Source organism: Pseudomonas sp. H1_F01, assembly GCF_054681425.1.
In genome coordinates this window covers 1,512,095-1,531,586 of sequence record NZ_CP162823.1, presented here as the reverse complement: position 1 = coordinate 1,531,586, position 19,492 = coordinate 1,512,095, and the positions used below count along the sequence as shown (strand labels likewise).

The window sequence follows — 19,492 nt, the reverse complement described above, 5'->3', positions numbered from 1 at the left end:
CACAACCTTAAAAACATGTCGGAAATTTCGGGGCGTCTGACAGACCAAAGAGTGATCATTCACACAACAAAAAACCGGCCGAAGCCGGTTTTTGAGGATGGCATTTGGGTCTACACAAACGCTGCACGCTGCTCAGCCTCATAATGCCGAGTCTGAAAAGGCAGGAGGGTTTGCACCTTCAAGCCAAGACCTTCATTCAGCCCCCAAGAGAGAGCGAGTTCATCACGGCGTTTGCGAAGCGCAACAGCGGTTTGTGAGGTTATGGCTTGCTTGGGTGTCGAACGTAAAAATAGCTCAAGGGCTTTGAAGACTTCCAACGCACGGCTGTCCGTGACACACGAAAATCGGGTGAGTCGTTCAAGCAAATATCCTGCGCGACGCAACTCGACCTCATCCGTGTGTTGGCTCAGAAAAGCTTGAGCTGCGCTTATCAAGTCCGAGTTGGAATACCAGACAGCCTTGGCCGCGCTCACGAGTGCAGCATCATCTGCATGATCCAACGGGCTTTTGACCAATGTGTCCAGAGCGGCTGAGAGGACGTGGCGGTTAGCAGGCTTCGCCATCTGTATTCTCCAAATAATCTTGCAAAATTTGAGTAAGAACAGAAATTGGAGGCTCTTTGTTGCCAACATATACATCAATTGCCTGCAATGCCAGTCGACGCAGCTCAGTGGTCAATATGAAGCCGGCCCTTAGGAGCGCCATGATGTCGCCAATATCCTGATCCGTTGCTCTGCCCAACTTTGAAATCGCAATATCTACAGGGGCAGCAACGTGAACGTGTAGAGGAGACTCTACCGGGAACTCTTCAAGAGGGAGGCTTCGAGCCCAATAGTCCTCGTGAATCGGACCAAAGCTGGTGTTGTATTGGAGGTCGTAGTTGAGTTCCATCAATCGGCCGGACTTTTCGTCGACAAATTGCTCAGGCACTTCCGCAAGTAACGTTCGAAGATGAAAGCCTTCTGGAAGGCTAGCCTCATAAATTTCGGCGTCAACGTCCGTGGAGACACGATGGTTTGTATAAAGGTGCACTGCACACCCACCAAAAACGATGACTTTGACCACCCCAGGCACTGCATTCTCAGAAGTCAGCTCCGCTTCGACGGACTTGAACATTGAAACCAAAGCCTGTCCCAGCGCGGTACTTGTATTGAGGCGGGGGGCGATCGTATCCGGCATTTCCATGTTTGAACCTCAGAGGCTGATGTTGCTCCTTGAAACTGGGATCTGCCACTTGGCCTTGCCAAAGACCAGTGAGCGATCCCTGCGTTTGGAGATGTAGGCCCCGAAAACTAGAGCCCCCGTTTCTGAGGGACAACCTTAAAAACATGTCGGAAACTTCAGGGCGTCTGACAGATCAGCCATCTGATCGGGGATGTTTCGCACAAATTTCAGATAGGCTTTTTTTGGATTGAATTGGGTACATATCCATTGCTGCGGTAACGGATATTCACACCGACCAAATAAACAACCCACCACCGGCCACCACGAAAATAAACATCAAATTTCAAAACCCGCCCTCCATGCATACCACTGACCTCTAATCCCCCCAACCCAACGCAGTAACCCCACGATCTATCCACACCACCCTAATACCACTTAAAGCTAGCCACCTTTAAGCCCCCCAGAAAATCTAGACAACCCGCCAGAAGCAGCGTTGACATGGTATTCAAGTGGTATTAGCTTCGATCCCCATCACCGAGCGAAAACTCCTACAACCGCATCGGACACACCACATGAACGACATCCTGGCCCTGCGCCCCGACGACACCCAACCCACCCCGCTCTACCTGCAACTGGCCCGCAACCTGGAGGCCGCTATCCACGCCGGCCAGTGGAAAGCCGAGCAAGCAATGCCCTCCGAACGCAGCTTGAGCGAGCAACTGGGCATTTCCCGGGTCACCGCCCGCAAAGCGCTGGAAGTGCTGTTCGAACAAGGCCTGATCCGCCGCAACCAAGGCTCGGGAACGTTCATCACCCCGCGCCTCGAACAACCGCTCTCGCGCCTCAGCGGGTTCAGCGAAATGCTCCGGCTCAAAGGCTTCGTGCCCGGCTCCCAGTGGCTGGAGCGGGAAATTACCCCGCCAACCCACGAAGAACTGATTCGCCTGGGCCTGTCACCCACTGACAAAGTCGCCCGGCTCAAACGGCTGCGCAAGGCCGACAACACGGTCATGGCCATCGAGATGAGCACCCTGCCCGCATCAATCATTCCCAAGCCACAGGCGGTGGGCGATTCGCTTTATGAATTCCTCGATGGCATCGGCAAACCGGTGGTGCGCGCCCTGCAACACATCCAGGCCATCAACGCCTCGGACGAGTTCGCCGCCCTGGTGGGCATCGCCCCCGGCACCGCAATGCTACTGATGACCCGGGTCGGCTACCTGGAAGACAACACGCCCATCGAAGTCACCGACACCTATTGCCGCAACGACTACTACGACTTTGTCGCAGAGCTGCGGCGCTAGACGACCAGAGAATCCCAATGTCCGAAGACAACATCCTCACCGCCAACGGCTGGATACGCGGCCGTCTGGTCCACGAACACGGCAAGGTCGTGTCCGTCGAAGGCCAGCCCTGCGACCCGGCGAGCAACGACCTGCCCTACCTGCTGCCCGGCTTCATCGACCTGCATGTGCACGGCGGCGGCGGCAAAGACATCATGGAAGGCGCGCCAGCGTTCGAAACCATTGCCCGCACCCACGTGCGCTTCGGCACCACGGCGCTGCTCGCCACCACCATGACCGCGCCGAGCGAAGAAATCGCCAGCGTACTCAAGGCCCTCGGTGAGTTCTGCGAACAGCGGCCCAGCGGCAGCGCACGCGTGCTGGGGGTGCATTTGGAAGGCCCCTATATCAACCCCGGCAAACTCGGTGCCCAACCGAATTTCGCCCACACCGCGTTGATGGCCGAAGTGGAGGCCTACCTGGCCCTGGCACCGATCCGGGTGATTACCATCGCACCGGAAATCGCCGGGCACGACGCCTTGATTCGCGCGCTCAGCGCCCGGGGCGTGCGCATGCAGATCGGCCATACCCTGGGCAGTTACGAAGAAGGCGTCGCGGCACTGGCGGCCGGGGCCAGCAGTTTCACCCATTTGTACAACGCCATGAGCCCGTTGCATCACCGCGAACCGGGCATCGTCGGCGCGGCTCTGGCCCATGCCCGATATGCCGAGTTGATTCCCGATTTGCTGCACGTGCACCCCGGTGCCATGCGCGTGGCCTTGCGTGCGATCCCGTGCCTGTATTGCGTCACCGACTCCACCGCCGCCGCCGGAATGCCCGACGGCGAATACAAGCTGGGCAGCCACACCGTGACCAAATGCCTCGGCGGTGTGCGCCTGGCCGACGGCACGCTGGCCGGCAGCACCCTGACCATGGACCAGGCCCTGCGCAACCTGGTGAAGATCGGCCTGCCCCTCGCCGAAGCCTCGCAACGCCTGTCGCAATTCCCCGCCGACTACCTCGGCCTGCCCGAGCGCGGACGCCTGCAACCCGGCGCCTGGGCTGACTGTGTGCGCCTTGATCGTGCCCTGAACCTGATCGACGTGATGGTCGAAGGAGAAGCCATTGACTTCCAAAATGCTTGAAGAGGCCCTGGCCTCGTCCGCCGCCGTCGAGCGCCAATTGCGGCTATTGGACCCCGCCCTGCAGGAAATTGCCGGGCGTCTGCGCCGCCAACCGCCGCAAGTGGCGATGACCGTGGCCCGTGGCAGCTCCGACCACGCCGCCAGCTACTTTGCCTACCTGACCATGCAACAACTGGGGTTGCCGGTGGCGTCGCTGCCGATGTCGGTGGTGACCATGCAGCAGGCGCCGCTGAAGGTCAGCGGCCAGGTGGCGTTCGCATTCTCCCAATCGGGGCAAAGCCCGGACCTGGTGAACAGCCTGCGCCTGTTGCGCAAGCGCGGCGCGTTGAGTGTGGCGATGGTCAACGCAGAGGACTCTCCGCTGGAGGCGGCCTGTGAATTCAGCGTGCCCTTGTGCGCCGGCATCGAAAGCAGTGTCGCCGCGACCAAGAGTTTCATCGCCACTCTCAGCGCCAGCGCGCGTCTGGTGGCCCATTGGAAAGACGATGCAGAATTGCTCGAAGCCGGCACCGCGCTGCCCGAAGGCCTGCGCGATGCCGCGAGCCAGGATTGGAGCGCCGCCGTCGAGGCCCTGCGTGACGGCCAGCGCTTGATGGTCATCGGCCGTGGCGCCGGGTTCGCCATCGCCCAGGAAGCCGCGCTCAAATTCAAGGAAACCTCAGCGATCCAGGCCGAAGCCTTCAGCAGCGCCGAGGTCCGCCACGGGCCGATGGCACTGATCTATGCAGATTACCCGCTGTTGGTGTTCGCCCCGCGCGGCGCCGAGCAGGCTGGTGTGTTGAGCCTGGCCGCCGACATGCGCCAACGCGGCGCCCGGGTGCTACTGGCCGCGCCCGATGACATCGCCGAGCGCAACCTGACGCTGTCCCGCGCCGAACACCCGGCCCTGGACCCGATCCTGGCGATCCAGAGCTTTTACCGCATGGCCGCCAGCCTGGCTGAGGCCCGAGGCCTGGACCCGGACCAGCCACGGCACTTGAGCAAGGTCACCCGGACCCACTGAACCGACAATCCTTTAACGCAAGGTCAACGAAATTACAAAGAGAGCGAGCCCATGCCCAACAACAATAAAGAGCTGACCCTCAGCGCCCCGCTCAGCGGGCCGGTGCTCACCCTCGCCAACGTCCCGGACGCGGTGTTCGCCAGCGGCGCCATGGGCGACGGGATCGCCATCGATCCGCTGAACGACACCCTCTACGCCCCCTGTGACGGCGAGGTGATCCACGTCGCTCGCACCGGCCACGCCGTGACCCTGCGGGCCGACAACGGCGCCGAACTGCTGCTGCATCTGGGGCTGGACACTGTCGAATTGCAGGGCGACGGTTTTTCCATGCTGGTCAAGGAGGGCACGCGGGTCAGCAACGGCCAGGCGCTACTGCGTTATGACCTGGACAGCGTGGCACAGCGCTGCAAAAGCCTGGTCAGCCTGCTGATCATCACCAATGGCGAGCACTTCCAGGCTCGGCCGATTACCCTCAAAGGGGTCAAGGTCGGCGAGCCGTTGCTGCACATCGTCAGCAAGACACCGGGTGAAACACGCGACGATGAAGCGGACGTCGGCATCGAAGTGTTCGGCCAGATCCGCATCGCTCATCGAGGCGGCCTGCACGCGCGGCCGGCCGCCTTGGTTCGCCAGACCGCCCAAGGCTTCAAGAGTCGCTCGCACCTGCACTTCAGCGGTCGATCGGCGTCCTGCGACAGTGTGATGGGCATGATGGGCCTGGCGATCACCGAACAGGCCGAAGTGCACGTCAGTTGCCGTGGCAGCGATGCCGAGGCGGCGTTGCAAGCGCTGCTGAAAACATTATCCACAGCCCTGGCCGAAGAGGCCCATGCCGAGGCACCGCCGGCCAAGGCGCCCAGCCGTAGCGCCGAAGACGGTGTGCTGCACGGCGTATGCGCCGCGCCCGGTCTGGTCAGTGGAGCGCTGGTTCACCTGGAAGGCATTCAGTTGCCCGAGGATGTCGGGGGTCACGACGTCGCAGAACAACGGCAACGGCTTCGCGATGCCTTGGCGCAGGTCAGTCGCGAGATCCAATTGACCCTGGAAAACGCCAAGGCCCGGCGCCACGTCGATGAGCAAGCGATCTTCAGCGCCCACTTGGCATTGTTGGAAGATCCGGTCCTGCTGGACGCCGCCGACCTGTCGATCGAACAAGGTTGCGCCGCGCCCCACGCTTGGAGCCGCTCCATCGACGAGCAGTGCCAAGTGCTGCGGCAACTGCAAAGCACGCTGCTGGCCGAGCGCGCCAATGATTTGCACGACTTGCGCCAGCGGGTCTTGCGGGTGCTGTTGGGGGAAGCCTGGCAATTCGACGTACCGGCGGGCGCCATTGTCGTCGCGCAGGAACTGACCCCATCGGACCTGTTGCAACTCAGCGCCCAAGGCGTGGCCGGTGTGTGCATGGCCGAGGGCGGCGCGACGTCCCACGTGGCGATCCTGGCCCGTGGCAAAGGCCTGCCCTGCCTGGTGGCATTGGGCGAGGCACTGCTTGCACAGGCACCGGGGCAATCGGTGGTGCTGGACGCCGACGGCGGCCGCCTCGAACTCACCCCAACCGCCGAGCGCCTGGCGCAGGTGCAGCAAGCACAGACCCGACGCACAGCCCTGCGCGCCCAGCAACAGACCCTCGCCCACACGCCGGCGCGAACCGTCGATGGGGTGGAGGTTGAAGTTGCCGCTAACGTCGCCTCCAGCGCCGAAGCCAGCCAGGCCTTTGCCAACGGCGCCGATGGCGTTGGCTTGCTGCGCACCGAGTTTCTCTTCGTCGACCGCCACACTGCCCCCGACGACGAAGAGCAACGCCAGGCCTATCAGGCCGTGCTCGATGCCATGGGCGACAGGCCAGTGATCATCCGCACCATCGACGTCGGTGGCGACAAACAATTGGATTACCTGCCGCTGCCGGCCGAAGCCAACCCGGTGCTCGGCCTGCGGGGCATTCGCCTGGCCCAGGTGCGCCCGGAACTGCTGGATCAGCAATTGCGAGCCCTGCTGCAGACTCGCCCACTGCACCGCTGCCGGATTTTGTTGCCGATGGTTACCGAGGTTGACGAACTGCTGCACATCCGCCAGCGTCTCGACGCCTTGGGTGCCGAACTCGGCCTGAGCGAACGCCCGCAACTGGGGGTGATGATCGAAGTACCAGCCGCCGCCCTGCTGGCCGAGCAACTGGCCGAGCACGCGGACTTCCTGTCCATTGGCACCAACGACCTGTCCCAGTACACCCTCGCCATGGACCGCGACCACGCCGGCCTCGCCGCCCGGGTCGATGCCTTGCACCCGGCGCTGTTGCGACTGATCGCCCAGACCTGCGCTGGCGCCGCCAAGCATGGGCGCTGGGTTGGCGTATGCGGGGCCTTGGCTTCCGATCCCCTGGCCACACCGGTGCTGATAGGCCTGGGCGTACGGGAGCTGTCGGTCAGCCCGCCGCAGGTCGGCGAAATCAAGGACCGCGTGCGTCACCTCGATGCCGCCCAGTGCCGCCGCGTCAGTACCGATTTGCTGAACCTGGCCAGTGCCGCCGCCGTGCGCCAGGCCTGCCATCAACACTGGCCCCTGGGCTGAGCCACGTCGGACAACAATAAAAGGAGAGACGCCATGTACCAGCATTTCATTGAAGGGCTGCAACGCCTCGGCCGGGCGCTGATGTTGCCCATCGCGATCCTGCCGATAGCCGGCCTGCTGCTGCGCCTGGGTGACACGGACCTGTTGAATATCGCGATCATCCACGATGCCGGCGAAGCGATTTTCGCCAACCTGCCGATGATCTTCGCCATCGGCATCTCTGTGGGTTTCGCCCGGGACAACAACGGCACGGCGGGGCTGGCCGGGGCCATCGGTTACCTGGTGATGATCGCGACGCTGAAGGTGCTCGACGCCAGCATCAACATGGGCATGCTCGCCGGGATCATCAGTGGTCTGCTGGCCGGCGCGCTGTACAACCGCTTCAAGGACATCAAGCTGCCGGAGTACCTGGCGTTCTTTGGCGGCCGACGCTTCGTGCCGATTGTCACCGGCTTCAGCGCCGTCGGTCTCGGCGTCGTGTTCGGCCTGATCTGGCCGCCGATCCAGCACAGCATCAACAGCTTCGGCGAGCTGCTGATGGCCAGCGGCAGCTTCGGCGCGTTCGTCTTCGGTGTATTCAATCGGTTGCTGATCGTCACCGGCTTGCACCACATCCTCAACAACATGGCCTGGTTCATCTTCGGCAGCTTTACCGACCCGGCGACCGGGGCGGTGGTCACCGGGGACCTGACCCGTTATTTCGCCGGCGACCCCAAGGGCGGCCAGTTCATGACCGGGATGTTCCCGGTGATGCTCTTCGGTCTGCCCGCGGCGTGCCTGGCGATGTACCGCAACGCCCTGCCCCGGCGACGTAAGGTCATGGGCGGGATCCTGCTGTCCATGGCGCTGACCTCGTTTCTGACCGGTGTCACCGAACCGATCGAATTCGCCTTCATGTTCCTTGCGCCGCTGTTGTACCTGGTCCACGCGCTGCTCACCGGCCTGTCGATGGCGGTGACTAATCTATTGAACATCCACTTGGGCTTTACCTTCTCCGGCGGTTTCATCGACATGGTCCTGGGCTGGGGCGAATCCACTAACGGCTGGCTGGTCGTCCCGGTGGGCCTGGCCTACGCGGCGATCTATTACCTGGTGTTCGACTTCTGCATCCGCCGCTTCGACCTGAAGACGCCGGGGCGCGAAGAGGTACCGGCGGGCGACAAACCGGCCATCGCTGAAAACCAGCGGGCCGCTGCCTACATCCAAGCGTTGGGCGGCGCTGACAACCTGATCACCCTCGGCGCCTGCACCACGCGCCTGCGACTGGACCTGATGGATCGCAACAAGGCGTCCGACGCCCAGCTCAAGGCCCTCGGCGCCATGGCCGTGGTCCGCCCCGGCCACGGCGGCAGCCTGCAGGTGGTGGTGGGGCCGATGGCCGACAGCATCGCCGATGAAATCCGCTTGGCGTTGCCCTCTTCCGAACGGCCAGCCAGCGCATCCGTGGCCGAAGTGGTTGCGTCTGCCCCACCGACCGTCGTCTCCGAAGCCGAAGCGCAACAATGGCTCGCGGCCCTGGGCGGTGGCGGGAATGTGGTGCAGCTCGATTGCGTGGCGATGAGCCGTTTGCGCGTGCAACTGGCCGATGGCAAAGGGTTGTCGGAAGGCCAGCTCAAGGCGCTGGGTTGCCAGGGGGTCAGTTCGCTGGAGGATGGTGTGTGGCACTTGTTGCTAGGGGAAAAAGCGCCAGGGTTGTGGCGGGCGTTGGAGGCGGTGGTGCCGAGTCGTCAGGCGGGTGTCAAAGCCTGAGTTTTCGTTGCCTGAAAGTACGCCATCGCGAGCAAGCTCGCTCCCACAGGGTTCGGTGTCGATCACTTGTTTTGTGAACAACACCCATCCACTGTGGGAGCGAGCTTGCTCGCGATGGGGCCTGTACACACCCCACAACTATATCTGACACAGCGCAATCCCCGTGGCGAGGGTTCATGTACACAGAATCACGGGCAATAAAAAACCCGCTGAATCCATCAGCGGGTTTTTCATTTCAAGCGCCAGAGGATCAGAAATCCTCCAACCGCCACACTTCATACGCCGGTGTCTCGTAGGGATGGCTGTGCTTCAGCGCCTCCACCACTGGGCGGATCAACTCATCGGCCACCACCAGTTCCACCTTCCACTCCTCGACCTGCTCGACCTGCCCTGCTTCGCCAATGAACGGCTGGCTGCCGTCCAACGGGCGAAACTGGCCCAGGCCCAACACTTGCCAGGCGCAGTGGTCATAGTCGCCGATTCGCCCGCCACCGGCAGCGAATACGGCGTTTTTGACCACGTCCAGATGGCTGGCCGGAACGAAGAAGCAGAGCTTGTACACCGCCTTAGTTCACCCAGACGCGGGCGTTGCGGAACATGCGCATCCATGGCGCGTCTTCGTTCCAGTCGTCCGAACGCCACGAGTTCTGCACCGCGCGGAATACACGCTCGGGGTGCGGCATCATGATCGTGACGCGGCCGTCGCGGCTGGTCAGGCCGGTGATCCCGCGCGGCGAGCCGTTCGGGTTGGCCGGGTAGGTTTCGGTGACCTTGCCGTGGTTGTCAACGAAGCGCAGCGACACGCAACCAGACAAGTCGGCCTCGAGCAACGCTTCTTCGCTTTCGAATTCCGCGTGGCCTTCGCCGTGGGCGATGGCGATCGGCATGCGCGAACCGGCCATGCCCTGCAGGAAGATCGAATTCGACTCCTGGACCTGGACCATCGCCACGCGGGCTTCGAACTGCTCGGAACGGTTACGCACGAAGTGCGGCCAGAACTCGCTGCCCGGGATCAGCTCGTGCAGGTTGGACATCATCTGGCAACCGTTGCACACGCCGAGGGTGAAACTGTCGGTGCGTTCGAAGAAACCCTGGAACGCATCGCGAGCACGGCTGTTGAACAGCGCCGACTTGGCCCAGCCTTCACCGGCACCCAGCACGTCACCGTAGGAGAAACCGCCGCAAGCGACCATGCCCTTGAAGTCGTTCAGGTCGACACGGCCAGCCAGGATGTCGCTCATGTGCACGTCGATGGCGTTGAAACCGGCGCGGTCGAATGCCGCCGCCATCTCCACCTGGCCGTTGACGCCCTGCTCGCGCAGGACCGCCACTTGTGGGCGAATGCCTTTCTTGATGTAGGGCGCGGCCACGTCGTGGTTGACGTCGTAGCTGAGCTTGGCGCTCAGGCCCGGGTTGTCTTCTTCCAGCAGCGCGTCGAATTCCTGCTCGGCGCAATCGGCGTTGTCGCGCAGGCGCTGGATCTGGTAGCTGGTTTCCGCCCACTGGCGCTGCAACAGGCTGCGCTGGCCTTCAAAGACGGTGTCGCCATTGAAGGTGATGTTGATGTGGGCGTTGTTGATCGGCTGGCCGATCACCGAGACGCAGTCGGCCAGGCCAGCTGCGCTGAACTGGGCGAGGATGTCCGGGGTGGCGTCCTGGCGAACCTGGATCACCGCGCCCAACTCTTCGTTGAACAGGATGGCCGGGATTTCGGCCTTGGACTCGGCAACGCTGTCGAGGGTCAGGCTCAGGCCGCAGTGGCCGGCAAAGGCCATTTCCACCACGGTGGTCAGCAAACCGCCGTCGGAACGGTCGTGGTAGGCCAGCAGGTGACCGTCGGCGTTGAGACCCTGGATGACGGCGAAGAATGCCTTCAGGTCTTCGGCATCATCGACGTCCGGCGCTTGCGAGCCGAGCTTGCCGTGCACCTGGGCCAGGATCGAGGCGCCCATGCGGTTCTGGCCACGGCCCAGGTCGATCAGGATCAGATCGGTGGTGCCCTTGTCCATGCGCAGTTGCGGGGTCAGGGTCTGGCGGATGTCGGTGACCGGGGCGAAACCGGTCACGATCAGCGACAGCGGCGAAGTCACGCTCTTGTCCACGCCTTCGTCGTTCCAGCGCGTGGCCATGGACATGGAGTCCTTGCCCACCGGAATGGTGATACCCAGCTCAGGGCACAGCTCCATGCCGACAGCCTTGACCGTGTCGTACAGGCGGGCGTCTTCACCCGGGTGACCGGCGGCGGACATCCAGTTGGCCGACAGCTTGATGTCGGAAATCTTGCCGATGCGCGAAGCCGCGATGTTGGTCAGGGTCTCGCCAATCGCCATGCGGCCCGACGCCGGGGCGTCCAGCAGTGCCAGCGGTGTGCGCTCGCCCATCGCCATGGCTTCACCGGTGTAGACGTCGAAGCTGGTGGCGGTCACGGCCACGTCAGCCACCGGCACCTGCCACGGGCCGACCATCTGGTCACGGGCCACGAGGCCGGTGATGGTGCGGTCGCCGATGGTGATCAAAAAGCTCTTGCTCGCCACGGCCGGGTGATGCAGCACGCGCTCGATGGACTCGGCGAGGTCGAGGGTCGACGGATCGAAATCGTCGCCCAGCTCGGCTTCGCGAACGGCCGAACGGTGCATGCGCGGGGCCTTGCCCAGCAGCACTTCCAGCGGCATGTCCACCGGGCTGTTGCCGAAATGGCTGTCGGTGACGGTCAGTTGCGGCTCGGCGGTGGCTTCACCCACTACCGCGAACGGGCAGCGCTCGCGCTCGCAAATAGCCTTGAAGCGCTCGAAGTCCGCCGGGCCGACCGCCAGGACGTAACGTTCCTGCGATTCGTTGCTCCAGATTTCGTGCGGGGCCATGCCCGGCTCGTCGTTTGGAATGTTGCGCAGTTCGAAGCGGCCACCGCGGCCACCGTCGTTGACCAGTTCCGGGAAGGCGTTGGACAGGCCGCCCGCGCCGACGTCGTGGATGAAGCTGATGGGGTTGTGGTCACCCAACTGCCAGCAACGGTCGATGACTTCCTGGCAACGGCGTTCCATTTCCGGGTTTTCCCGTTGGACCGAAGCGAAGTCCAGGTCCGCCGAGCTGGTGCCGGTGGCCATGGAGGAAGCGGCGCCGCCGCCCAGGCCGATGAGCATGGCCGGGCCACCGAGGACGATCAGCTTGGAGCCGACCAGGATCTCGCCTTTCTGCACGTGTTCGGCGCGGATGTTGCCCATGCCACCAGCCAACATGATCGGCTTGTGGTAACCACGGACTTCCTCACCACGCGGGGTGGTGATGGACTGTTCGAAGGTACGGAAATAGCCGGTCAGGGCCGGACGGCCGAATTCGTTGTTGAACGCCGCGCCCCCCAGGGGACCTTCGATCATGATGTCCAGGGCGTTGACGATGCGCTCAGGCTTGCCGTACGGCTTTTCCCACGGCTGTTCGAAGCCCGGGATCTGCAGGTTCGACACGGTGAAGCCGGTCAGGCCGGCCTTGGGCTTGGCACCGCGCCCGGTGGCGCCTTCGTCGCGGATCTCGCCACCGGAACCGGTGGACGCGCCCGGGAACGGGGCAATCGCCGTCGGGTGGTTGTGGGTCTCGACCTTCATGAGGATGTGCACCGGTTCCTGGACCGCACCGTACTGGCGGGTCTCAGGGTTCGGGTAGAAGCGACCGGCAACGTTGCCGACGATCACCGCCGCGTTGTCCTTGTAGGCCGACAGCACACCTTCGTTGTGCATCTGGTAGGTGTTCTTGATCATGCCGAACAGGCTTTTTTCCTGGTCCTGGCCATCAATGTCCCAACTGGCGTTGAAGATCTTGTGGCGACAGTGCTCGGAGTTGGCCTGGGCGAACATCATCAGTTCGATGTCGTGCGGGTTGCGCTTCAAGCCCTGGAAGGCGTTGACCAGGTAATCGATCTCGTCTTCAGCCAGGGCCAGGCCCAGCTCGACGTTGGCTTTTTCCAGCGCGGCACGGCCGCCGCCCAGTACATCGATGGCGGTCAGTGGCTTGGGTTCGGCGTGGCTGAACAGGCCGGCGGCCTGCTCCAGGTTGCCCAGGACGACCTGGGTCATGCGGTCATGCAGACCGTCGGCGATCAGTTGGGCCTCGGCCTCGCTGAACTCACCGGCGACATAAAAGGCAATACCGCGCTCCAGACGCTGGACTTTCGCCAGGCCGCAGTTGCGGGCGATATCGCTGGCCTTGCTCGACCATGGCGAAATGGTGCCGAAACGCGGCAGCACCAGGAACAGGCGACCGGCCGGCTCCTGGACAGGAACACTGGGACCGTACTTCAGAAGGCGCGCAAGCACCTGCTGTTCGTCGCCGGTCAAACCGCCGGTGACTTCGGCGAAGTGAGCGAATTCAGCATACAAGCCACTGACAGCCGGAACCTTCTGGCTCAGTTGCTCAAGGAGTTTGCTGTGGCGAAAGGCAGAAAGGGCAGGAGCGCCGCGCAGGATCAACATCTTCGGGACAGCCTCGGGAAGGGGGTGTGCTTTGAGGCCGTGCATTCTAGCCTAAACCGCCGCCAACGGCACCCGAAACGGCACGCGCGGTGCTGGCCGAATGTCGGTCTTTGCGCACACGGCGCAATTGGACACCCGCGCCAAGGTTTTCGCAGAGTTATTTTTCAGCGACGCAAAGCCCTGCGCACCCCGGCCGGCCGGTGCTGCGGACATGTTTTGCAATGGCTAGCAGACTGGCCATTTGCTGTCGAGATATGGCGGTAGGGGCCGTTTGCGTATACTGCGCAGATGTTTTCCCCAACGGCTTTGCGTCCGCGATACGCCAGATGGCTGATCGCAACCGGACTCTTCCTGGTGCTCAGTGGTTGTGTTGAGAAACCCAACACACTGGAGCGCGTAAAGGAGGATGGCGTGCTGCGGGTGGTTACCCGAAACAGCCCCGCCACCTACTTTGAGGATCGTAACGGTGAAACCGGCTTCGAATACGAGCTGGTGAAGCGCTTCGCCGACGATTTGGGGGTGGAACTGAAGATAGAGACCGCCGACAACCTCGACGACCTCTTCAGCCAGATCGGCAAGCCCAACGGTCCGGTATTGGCCGCCGCGGGCCTGGTCAGCAGCGAACAGCGCAAGAAGCAGGTGCGGTTTTCCCGCTCCTATCTGGAAGTCACCCCGCAGATCATCTACCGCAACGGCCAGTCACGCCCGACCGACGCCGCCGCCCTGGCCGGCAAGAAAATCATGGTGCTCAAGGGCAGCACCCACGCCGAACAGCTGGCACAGTTGAAGCAGCAGTATCCGGGCATCGAATACGAAGAATCCGACGCGGTCGAAGTGGTCGACCTGTTGCGCATGGTCGACGAGGGCCAGATCGACCTGACCCTGGTGGACTCCAACGAAGTGGCGATGAACCAGGTGTACTTCCCCAACGTGCGCGTGGCTTTCGACCTGGGCGATGCCCGCAGTCAGAGTTGGGCGGTCGCCCCCGGCGAGGACAACAGCCTGCTCAACGAGATCAACAGCTACCTGGAAAAGGTGCAGAAGAACGGCACCTTGCAGCGCCTCAAAGACCGCTATTACGGGCACGTCGATGTCCTCGGCTACATGGGCGCCACCACATTCGCCCAGCATTTGCAGCAACGGCTGCCCAAATACGAACAGCACTTCAAGGCCTACGCCAAGCAAGAGAAAGTCGATTGGCGCCTGTTGGCCGCGATCGGCTATCAGGAATCGCTGTGGCAACCGGCGGTCACGTCCAAGACCGGCGTGCGCGGCCTGATGATGCTGACCCAGAACACGGCCCAGGCCATGGGCGTGTCCAACCGCCTGGATCCGAAGCAGAGCATCATGGGCGGTGCCAAGTACCTGGCGTACATGAAGGACCAACTGGACGAAAGCATCGAAGAGCCCGACCGCACCTGGTTCGCCCTCGCCGCCTATAACGTGGGCAGCGGTCATCTGGACGACGCCCGCAAACTGGCGGCCAAGGAAGGGCTGAACCCGAACAAGTGGCTGGATGTGAAAAAGATCCTGCCGCGCCTGTCGCAGAAACAGTGGTACAGCAAGACCCGCTATGGCTACGCCCGCGGTGGCGAGCCGGTGCATTTCGTGGCGAACATCCGTCGCTACTACGACATCCTGACCTGGGTGACGCAGCCACAGCTTGAAGGCAACCAGGTGGCCGAGGGCAACTTGCACGTGCCAGGTGTCGACAAGAGCAAGCCTAGCCAGGAATCCCCGCAGCTCTGACAGCCAGACACAACCCTTAATCTGGGGGGGACCTGTGGGAACAGGTGCCTGTGGGAGCAAAGCTTGCTCCCACAGGATGTGGTGGCAGGGTCAGGGTTTGGCGGCAGCCAGGATCAACGCTTTCATTTCCGCTACCGCCGACTTGAACCCGACGAACAACGCATGGGCCACCAGCGCGTGGCCGATGTTCAGCTCGTTGATGCCCTTGATGGCCGCGACGGCTTCGACGTTATGGTAGTGCAGGCCATGGCCGGCGTTGACGATCAGGCCCTGGGCCAGGCCACAGGCGACGCCGTCAGCTACTCGCTGCAGCTCGTCGGCCACATCCGTGGGGGTCTGGGCATCGGCGTAACGGCCGGTGTGCAGTTCGATGGCCGGCGCGCCAACACGCTTGGACGCCTCGATCTGCCGTTCGTCGGCATCAATGAACAGCGACACCTCGGCGCCGATCTTCGACAGGCGTTCCACCGCCATGCTGATCCGCGCCTCCTGCCCCGCCACGTCGAGGCCGCCTTCGGTGGTCAGCTCCTGGCGCGTCTCCGGCACCAGGCAGATGTGCGCCGGGCGAATGCGCTCGGCGAACGCCATCATTTCTTCGGTCACGCCCATCTCGAAGTTCATGCGGGTTTGCAGCACATCCTTGAGCAGCAGCACGTCCCGCTCCTGGATGTGACGACGGTCTTCACGCAGGTGAACGGTGATGCCGTCGGCGCCCGCCTCTTCCGCGTCCAGTGCGGCCTTGACCGGATCCGGGTAACGCGTACCGCGGGCCTGACGCAGGGTGGCGACATGGTCGATGTTCACGCCGAGAAGAATGCGATTGCTGGTGCTCACGAAAAGGCTCCTGAATGGGCAAATGGTCGGCCCACAGCATACGGGTTGATCAGGGCTTGCGAAACAACTCGCGACTGACCAGTGGCCGTCCGCCCAGATGCACAGCCAGGGCCTGGCGCATCAGCCGCTTGGCTGCCGACAAGGCGCCCGGCGCACTCCAGTCGGCCTCGGCCATGGCCAGCAGCTCGGCACCGTTGAACAACCCCGGTTGCAGCAGGTAGACCTGCTCCAGGCCGGCATCCACCTGCAAGCGGTACAGGCCATCGGCGGCGATGGGTTCGCCGTGCAGGTCAGTGTTCAGGGCGAAGCCATAGCCCAGGTCATCCAGCAGTCGCCATTCGAAGGAGCGCAGCAGCGGCTCCAGCGGCCGGCCTTCAGCCAGCGCCAGCAGCGTGGCGGCGTAGTGGTCGAAGACGGCCGGGTGGGGATCTTCGGCGGGCAGCAGGCGGATCAGCAGTTCATTGAGGTACAGGCCGCTGAACAGCGCCTCACCATTGAGCCACGCCGCAACGCCATTGCTTTCCATGCGCCCGACATTTTTCAACTCGCCCCGGCCACGGAACTCGACTTCCAGCGGCACGAACGGCCGCGCCAACGTCCCGGCCTTGCCCCGCGCCCCACGCAACACCGCCCGCAGCCGCCCTTGCGGCGTGAGGAAGTCCACCAGGGCGCTGCTTTCGCGGTAGGCGCGACTGTGGAGGACGTAGGCGGATTGGCCGGTGGGTTGGGTTGGGGGCATGGGAATCAGAGTTCTCAATGGACAAACAGAGTTTTTAAACAGCCCCAAACCAATGTGGGAGCGAGCTTGCTCGCGATAGCGGTCTGTCAGTCAACATCCATGTTGAACATCAGGCCCTCATCGCGAGCAAGCTCGCTCCCACAATGGTTCTCGGTATATCCAGTCAGCTGATCAGAGGTCGCCGTAACCCAACGAACGCAACGCCCGCTCGTCATCGGACCAGCCACCCTTCACCTTGACCCACAGGTTGAGCATGATCTTGGAGTCGAACAGCAGCTCCATGTCCTTGCGCGCCTCGGTGCCGATGCGCTTGATGCGCTCGCCCTTGTCGCCAATGATGATTTTCTTCTGGCCGTCACGTTCGACGAGGATCAACGCATGAATGTGCAGGGTCTTCCCCTGTTGCTTGAACTCTTCGATCTCGACCGTGATCTGGTAGGGCAGCTCGGCACCCATCTGACGCATGATTTTCTCACGCACCAGCTCGGCGGCGAGGAAACGGCTGCTGCGGTCGGTGATCTGGTCTTCGGGGAAGAAATGATCGTTTTCCGGCAGGTGTTCGGCAATCACCCGCTCCAGCGCGTCGAGGTTATGGCCGTGCTGGGCAGAGATCGGGATGATCTGGGCGTTCGGCAACTGTTCCTGCAACCAGGTCAGGTGCGGCATCAGCTCAGCCTTGTCTTCGATGCGATCGGTCTTGTTCAGCGCCACGATCAAGGGACCCGTCACGTACTGAACGCGTTCCAGGACCATCTGGTCTTCTTCGGTCCACTTGGTGCGGTCGACCACGAAGATCACCACGTCGACGTCTTTCAACGCCGCCGAGGCAGTCTTGTTCATGTAGCGGTTCAGGGCCTTTTCGCCGCCCTTGTGCATGCCCGGGGTGTCGACGTAGATCGCCTGCACGGCGCCTTCGGTCTTGATGCCCAGCATGTTGTGACGGGTGGTCTGGGGCTTGCGCGAGGTGATCGCCAGCTTCTGGCCCAGGATGTGGTTCAGCAGCGTGGACTTGCCCACGTTCGGCCGACCGACAATGGCGACATAGCCGCAGCGGGTGACGGTTGTATCAGTCATTGCCATTCTCCACACCCAGGGCAATCAGTGCTGCGGCGGCCGCTACCTGTTCGGCAATACGACGACTCACACCCTGACCCCGGCTTTTTTCATTCAATAGGACCACTTCGCATTCGACGAAGAAGGTACGGCAATGCGGCTCACCCTGGATATCCACGACTTCGTAGCGCGGTAGCTCGCAACTGCGCGATTGCAGGAATTCCTGCAAACGGGTCTTCGGGTCCTTGTTGGTGTCCACCAGCGTCAGGCTGTCGATCTCGGAGGTCAGCCAGGCCAGCACGCGTTCGCGCGCCATTTCCATGCCCGCATCCAGGTAGATCGCACCAATCAACGCTTCCAGGGCATCGGCCAGGATCGACTCGCGACGGAAACCGCCGCTTTTCAACTCACCAGAGCCCAGGCGCAGATAGTCGCCCAGGTCGAAACCACGGGCCAATACGGCCAGGGTCTCACCTTTTACCAATCGTGCGCGCAAACGCGACAACTGGCCTTCGCGGGCCAGCGGGAAACGCTCGAACAGCGCCTCACCGGCCACGAAGTTGAGGATGGCATCACCGAGGAATTCCAGGCGTTCGTTGTTGCGCCCGGCAAAACTGCGGTGAGTGAGGGCCAGGAGCATGAGGTCCTGGTCCTTGAAGGTGTAGCCGAGCTGACGCTCGAGACGGCTTAGAGAAACGCTCACGGTTTACCCACGCTGAGTTCGTGGCTGGATTCCACCGCCACGGCGGCAAGGCGCCGTTGGCTTGGGACAATTAACGCTGTGTTCAAAAATACGTCCTGACTATCGTTGGCTTCATGCCTTCGGGCAACCTTGCGCAGGCTCCAGAAAAGCATTCGGCGCTGTGTTCAACAGCGCCGTGTGTGATTACTTGATCAGGCCAACCCGCGAGAAATTCGGCAGGTGACTGAGTTTGGGTTCCGGCCAGCTCATCCAGACCGCAAAGGCCTTGCCGACGATGTTCCGGTCCGGGACCATGCCCAGCAGGTCCTTGGGAATGTTCGGATCATCCCAGTACCGGCTGTCGTTGGAGTTGTCGCGGTTGTCGCCCATCATGAAGTAGTGCCCCGCCGGCACGGTCCACGAATGGTCCGGCGTTGCGCGGTAGCGGCTCATTTCCTTGCGGATCAGGTGCTCGGCCTCGCCGAGTTTTTCCCGGTAGAGCTCGGCACTGCCCAGCGTACCCGGCTCGGAACCGAGCAACTGTTCGGCCACCGATTCGCCATTGACGAACAGGCGCTTGTCGGCGGTGTAGCGAACCGTGTCGCCCGGCAGGCCGACCACACGCTTGATGTAGTTGACGTTCGGGTCGCTCGGGAAGCGGAACACCATGACATCGCCGCGTTGCGGGTCACCGACTTCGATGACTTTCTTGTCGATCACCGGCAGGCGGATCCCGTAGGAAAACTTGTTCACCAGGATGAAATCGCCCACGTCCAGGGTCGGCTTCATCGAGCCTGACGGGATCTGGAACGGCTCTACCAGGAACGAGCGCAGCACCAGCACGATGAACAACACCGGGAAGAACGACTTGCCGTACTCGACCAGCAGCGGTTCCTTGTTGAGCTTTTCGACCACCACACCATCAGGCTGGCTGACGCTGCCCTGATAAGAGGCGATGGCCGCCCGGCGCCGAGGCGCCAGGAACAACAGATCAAGCAACGCCAACAGGCCGCAGACAAACACGGCGATAACCAGCAACAGCGGGAAATTTAGCGACATAGGA

15 protein-coding genes are annotated in these 19,492 nt (G+C 62.5%); 6 read left to right on the top strand and 9 right to left on the bottom strand.

Annotated features, from left to right (window positions below; genetic code table 11):
- Positions 1–110: 110 nt before the first annotated feature.
- Positions 111–563: a hypothetical protein gene (locus AB4O09_RS07070; protein WP_027911406.1), complete on the bottom strand. Its 453-nt coding sequence runs from the start codon at positions 561–563 to the stop codon at positions 111–113.
- Complete coding sequence (locus AB4O09_RS07065) at positions 547–1,185, bottom strand: DUF6036 family nucleotidyltransferase (protein ID WP_027911407.1); 639 nt, start codon at positions 1,183–1,185, stop codon at positions 547–549. The genes AB4O09_RS07070 and AB4O09_RS07065 overlap by 17 nt, the downstream gene beginning before the upstream one ends.
- Positions 1,186–1,736: 551 nt before the next feature.
- Between AB4O09_RS07065 and AB4O09_RS07060 the strand changes: the two genes are divergently transcribed.
- Genes AB4O09_RS07060 through nagE form a run of 5 tightly spaced genes read left to right on the top strand, consistent with a single transcriptional unit; the run spans position 1,737 to position 8,909 of the window.
- Entirely contained in the window at positions 1,737–2,468 is a 732-nt protein-coding gene (locus AB4O09_RS07060) for a GntR family transcriptional regulator (protein ID WP_003205245.1), read from the top strand.
- Positions 2,469–2,485: 17 nt separating this feature from the next.
- Positions 2,486–3,592 carry an N-acetylglucosamine-6-phosphate deacetylase gene (gene nagA, locus AB4O09_RS07055; protein ID WP_003205247.1) on the top strand — a complete coding sequence of 369 codons (1,107 nt, stop codon included), beginning with the start codon at positions 2,486–2,488 and terminating at the stop codon, positions 3,590–3,592.
- Complete coding sequence (locus AB4O09_RS07050) at positions 3,573–4,595, top strand: SIS domain-containing protein (RefSeq protein ID WP_460108048.1); 1,023 nt, start codon at positions 3,573–3,575, stop codon at positions 4,593–4,595. Before nagA ends, AB4O09_RS07050 begins: the two co-directional genes overlap by 20 nt.
- Before the next feature lie 51 nt (positions 4,596–4,646).
- Complete coding sequence (gene ptsP, locus AB4O09_RS07045; protein ID WP_003205250.1) at positions 4,647–7,160, top strand: phosphoenolpyruvate--protein phosphotransferase; 2,514 nt, start codon at positions 4,647–4,649, stop codon at positions 7,158–7,160.
- A gap of 33 nt (positions 7,161–7,193) precedes the next feature.
- A complete protein-coding gene (gene nagE / locus AB4O09_RS07040) occupies positions 7,194–8,909 on the top strand; it encodes an N-acetylglucosamine-specific PTS transporter subunit IIBC (RefSeq protein ID WP_305441465.1) in 1,716 nt (571 codons plus the stop codon).
- A gap of 250 nt (positions 8,910–9,159) precedes the next feature.
- Here the strand turns inward: nagE and AB4O09_RS07035 are convergent, their stop codons facing one another.
- Both AB4O09_RS07035 and purL read right to left on the bottom strand, forming a co-directional pair.
- Positions 9,160–9,471, bottom strand: a complete 312-nt coding sequence (locus AB4O09_RS07035) for a YqfO family protein (protein WP_003205254.1) — start codon at positions 9,469–9,471, stop codon at positions 9,160–9,162.
- 4 nt (positions 9,472–9,475) lie between these two features.
- Complete coding sequence (gene purL / locus AB4O09_RS07030; protein ID WP_003205256.1) at positions 9,476–13,372, bottom strand: phosphoribosylformylglycinamidine synthase; 3,897 nt, start codon at positions 13,370–13,372, stop codon at positions 9,476–9,478.
- Positions 13,373–13,660: 288 nt separating this feature from the next.
- Between purL and mltF the strand changes: the two genes are divergently transcribed.
- Positions 13,661–15,121 (top strand): membrane-bound lytic murein transglycosylase MltF, encoded by a 1,461-nt coding sequence (gene mltF, locus AB4O09_RS07025; RefSeq protein ID WP_003205258.1) that lies wholly within the window; start codon positions 13,661–13,663, stop codon positions 15,119–15,121.
- Between the two features lie 90 nt (positions 15,122–15,211).
- On the opposite strand, the gene pdxJ is transcribed toward mltF, so the two are convergent.
- From pdxJ to lepB, 5 genes are all read right to left on the bottom strand, one after another.
- Positions 15,212–15,955, bottom strand: coding sequence for a pyridoxine 5'-phosphate synthase (gene pdxJ / locus AB4O09_RS07020; protein ID WP_003205260.1), 744 nt, complete (start codon positions 15,953–15,955; stop codon positions 15,212–15,214).
- Positions 15,956–16,004: 49 nt separating this feature from the next.
- Complete coding sequence (gene recO, locus AB4O09_RS07015) at positions 16,005–16,694, bottom strand: DNA repair protein RecO (protein WP_003205262.1); 690 nt, start codon at positions 16,692–16,694, stop codon at positions 16,005–16,007.
- 171 nt (positions 16,695–16,865) lie between these two features.
- Entirely contained in the window at positions 16,866–17,768 is a 903-nt protein-coding gene (gene era, locus AB4O09_RS07010) for a GTPase Era (protein WP_003205264.1), read from the bottom strand.
- Entirely contained in the window at positions 17,761–18,450 is a 690-nt protein-coding gene (gene rnc, locus AB4O09_RS07005; protein WP_003205268.1) for a ribonuclease III, read from the bottom strand. The genes era and rnc overlap by 8 nt, the downstream gene beginning before the upstream one ends.
- 183 nt (positions 18,451–18,633) lie before the next feature.
- Positions 18,634–19,488: a signal peptidase I gene (gene lepB / locus AB4O09_RS07000; RefSeq protein WP_003205272.1), complete on the bottom strand. Its 855-nt coding sequence runs from the start codon at positions 19,486–19,488 to the stop codon at positions 18,634–18,636.
- Positions 19,489–19,492: the final 4 nt, after the last annotated feature.

Coding starts and splice junctions, on each gene's coding strand:
- AB4O09_RS07070 (WP_027911406.1), bottom strand. CDS start 563: ATGGCGAAGCCTGCTAACCGCCACGTCCTCTCAGCCGCTCTGGACACA.
- AB4O09_RS07065 (WP_027911407.1), bottom strand. CDS start 1,185: ATGGAAATGCCGGATACGATCGCCCCCCGCCTCAATACAAGTACCGCG.
- AB4O09_RS07060 (WP_003205245.1), top strand. CDS start 1,737: ATGAACGACATCCTGGCCCTGCGCCCCGACGACACCCAACCCACCCCG.
- nagA (WP_003205247.1), top strand. CDS start 2,486: ATGTCCGAAGACAACATCCTCACCGCCAACGGCTGGATACGCGGCCGT.
- ptsP (WP_003205250.1), top strand. CDS start 4,647: ATGCCCAACAACAATAAAGAGCTGACCCTCAGCGCCCCGCTCAGCGGG.
- nagE (WP_305441465.1), top strand. CDS start 7,194: ATGTACCAGCATTTCATTGAAGGGCTGCAACGCCTCGGCCGGGCGCTG.
- purL (WP_003205256.1), bottom strand. CDS start 13,372: ATGTTGATCCTGCGCGGCGCTCCTGCCCTTTCTGCCTTTCGCCACAGC.
- mltF (WP_003205258.1), top strand. CDS start 13,661: ATGTTTTCCCCAACGGCTTTGCGTCCGCGATACGCCAGATGGCTGATC.
- recO (WP_003205262.1), bottom strand. CDS start 16,694: ATGCCCCCAACCCAACCCACCGGCCAATCCGCCTACGTCCTCCACAGT.
- era (WP_003205264.1), bottom strand. CDS start 17,768: ATGACTGATACAACCGTCACCCGCTGCGGCTATGTCGCCATTGTCGGT.
- lepB (WP_003205272.1), bottom strand. CDS start 19,488: ATGTCGCTAAATTTCCCGCTGTTGCTGGTTATCGCCGTGTTTGTCTGC.